This is a genomic window from Desertihabitans aurantiacus (assembly GCF_003344635.1).
Classification (GTDB): Bacteria; Actinomycetota; Actinomycetes; order Propionibacteriales; family Propionibacteriaceae; genus Desertihabitans; species Desertihabitans aurantiacus.
On the sequence record NZ_QPKK01000380.1, the window covers coordinates 1 to 2,711 of the forward strand.

Sequence of the window (2,711 nt, forward strand, 5' to 3'; positions counted from 1 at the left end):
CCCGCTGCTCGGCCTCGGCGGCCTGCTGCTCGGCCTCGGCGCGGACGCGGCGGGACTCCGCCTTGGCCTCGCGCGCCTCGGCCTCGCTCCGCCGCACGTCCAGGCTCTGCTGCTCCGAGCGCTGCCGCAGCTCGGCGGCCTGCTGGCGGTGCCGCTCGCGCCGCCGGCGTGAGGCGACCAGCGCGATCAGCGCCACGGCCAGCAGCACGACGACGATGACGACGACCCAGACGATGGTGGTGGTGCTCATCTCCGCTCCCGTCTCCGACTGTGCCCCGATCGTGCCCGGCAGCGCCCGGACCAAACCGGGCGTCCCGCGGCGCCCGCGGCGGGGGCCCGGGGAGGAGCGACGGGGGCTGGGTACGGTCGGCCTGACCGACCCTCCTCGGCCCCCGTCGGGGCCGGGGAGCCACCTCTCTCGACGAGGAGAACCCATGGAGTACCGCACCCTCGGACGCAGCGGCACGTCCGTCTCGACCTACGCCCTCGGCACGATGACCTTCGGCGCGGAGAGCGACGAGGCGACCGCCCACGCCCAGCTGGACGCCTACCTCGAGGCCGGCGGCAACCTGGTCGACACCGCCGACGTCTACGCCGGCACCGAGTCGGAGTCGATCATCGGGCGCTGGCTGTCCGACCGGGGCACCGACATCCGCGACCGGGTGGTGCTGGCCACCAAGGGCCGCTTCCCCACCGCCGACCACCCCAACGGGCTCGGGCTCTCCCGCACCCACCTCTCGCAGGCGCTGGACGCCTCGCTGCGCCGGCTGCAGACCGACCGGATCGACCTCTACCAGGTGCACGCCTGGGACGCGCTGACCCCGCTGGAGGAGACGGTCCGCTTCTTCGACGACGCGGTCGCCGCCGGCAAGGTGGGCTACTGGGGGCTGTCGAACTTCACCGGCTGGCAGCTGACCAAGACCGTCGACCTGGCCACCTTCCGCGGCTGGCCGGTGCCGGTCACGCTGCAGCCGCAGTACAACCTGCTGACCCGCGGCATCGAGGCCGAGATCGTCCCCGCCGTGCAGGACGCCGGGATGGGGCTGCTGCCGTGGTCGCCGCTGGCCGGCGGCTGGCTGACCGGCAAGTACCAGCGCGACCAGGCCCCCACCGGTGCCACCCGGCTGGGTGAGAACCCCGAGCGCGGGATGGAGGCCTACGCCGGCCGCAACGCCGCCGAGCGCACCTGGCAGGTGATCGACGCCGTCACCGCGGTGGCCGACGAGCTCGGCGCCTCCCCCGCCCAGGTGTCGCTGTCCTGGCTGGCGGCCCGTCCGGCGGTGACCTCGGTGATCCTCGGCGCCCGGACGCTGGAGCAGCTGCAGCAGTGCCTGGGGGCCGCCGACGTCGTCCTCTCCCCCGAGCAGCAGGAACGGCTGACCGGGGTCAGCGCCCCGGTCTGGGACGACTACCCCTACGGCGAGCCGGGCGTGGCCCAGCGCCACCGCAAGATCACCGGCGGCCGCTGAGCACCTCCGACGTCGCCCGGCGAGGTGGTCAGCGCAGGAAGGCTCGCAGACCGTCCAGCAGCCGGGCGACGTCCTCGGCGTCGGTGTAGGGCGCCAGCCCGACCCGCAGCGGGGGGTCGTCCAGCAGCCCGAGCACCCGGGCCGGCTCGGTGGCGTAGAAGGTGCCCGCCGGGGCGAGGACGTCCCGCTCGGCCAGGAAGCGGGCGGCCTCGGCCGCGCTGCGTCCGGGCAGCGAGACCAGCACGGTCGGCGTCCGCTCCGCAGCCCGGGAGTGGCGCACCACCCGCTCACCCAGCGCGTCCAGGCCGTCCTCCAGCTGCACCCGCAGCGCGGTCTCGGAGGCGTGCACCGCCCGCATCGAGCGACGCAGCCGCTCCCGCCGGGAGGCGGTGGGCCGGCTCGGCACCAGCTCGGCGAGCAGGTCGACCGCAGCCGTCACCCCGGCCAGCACCTCGTACGGCAGGGTGCCCAGCTCGAACCGCTCCGGGACGTCGTCGCTGGCGGGCCGCAGCTTGTCCGGGGCGAGCCGCTCCAGCAGCTCCGGGGTGGCCGCCAGCAGACCGCAGTGCGGGCCGAGGAACTTGTAGGCCGAGCAGACCAGGGCGTCCACGCCGAGAGCCGGCAGGTCGACCAGCTCGTGCGGCACCAGGTGCACCCCGTCCACCCACACCAGAGCCCCGACCGCGTGCGCGGCCGCGGCGATCCGCTGCAGCGGTGGGCGGGTGCCGAGCAGGTTGGACGCCCCGGTGACCGCCACCAGCCGGGTGCGCTCGGTGAGCACCTGCTCCAGCGTCGACAGGTCGAGCTCGGCGGTGACCGGGTCGAGCTCGAGCCAGCGCACCCGCGCGCCGGTGCGCTCGGCGGCCAGCAGCCACGGCTGGAGGTTGGCGTCGTGCTCGAGCCGGGTGAGGACGACCTCGTCGCCCGGCTGCCACTCCCGCGCCAGCGTCCGGGACAGGTCGAAGGTGAGCTGGGTGGCGCTGCGTCCGTGCACGACGCCGGTCGGCGGCACGCCCAGCAGGTCCGCCCCGGCCTCGCGGAAGGCGGCGACGACGTCCTCGGCGTTGCGCTGCGCCGGGTGCAGCCGGCCCCGGTTGGACAGCGGCGCGCTGAGCACGGCCGCCATCGCCTCGGCCACCGCGCGCGGTGTCTGGGTGCCGCCCGGGCCGTCGAAGAACGCCGTCCCCGACGCCAGCGCCGGCACCCCGGCCCGCAGCGCGGCGACGTCGTAGCCGACCGGTC

At 75.8% G+C, this 2,711-nt stretch carries 3 protein-coding genes; 1 reads left to right on the forward strand and 2 read right to left on the reverse strand.

Translation table 11 applies throughout. The features are described 5' to 3' along the window. Positions 1-250: hypothetical protein (locus DVA66_RS19185; protein WP_198671956.1), on the reverse strand; the 250-nt coding region annotated here is incomplete at its 3' end. Between the two features lie 184 nt (positions 251-434). Here DVA66_RS19185 and DVA66_RS19190 point away from each other — a divergent pair. Further along, positions 435-1,469: an aldo/keto reductase gene (locus tag DVA66_RS19190; RefSeq protein WP_114561440.1), complete on the forward strand. Its 1,035-nt coding sequence runs from the start codon at positions 435-437 to the stop codon at positions 1,467-1,469. Positions 1,470-1,497: 28 nt separating this feature from the next. Here DVA66_RS19190 and DVA66_RS19195 read toward each other — a convergent pair. Continuing rightward, the coding region (locus DVA66_RS19195; RefSeq protein ID WP_232822075.1) for a cysteine desulfurase-like protein at positions 1,498-2,711 on the reverse strand (1,214 nt) is incomplete at its 5' end.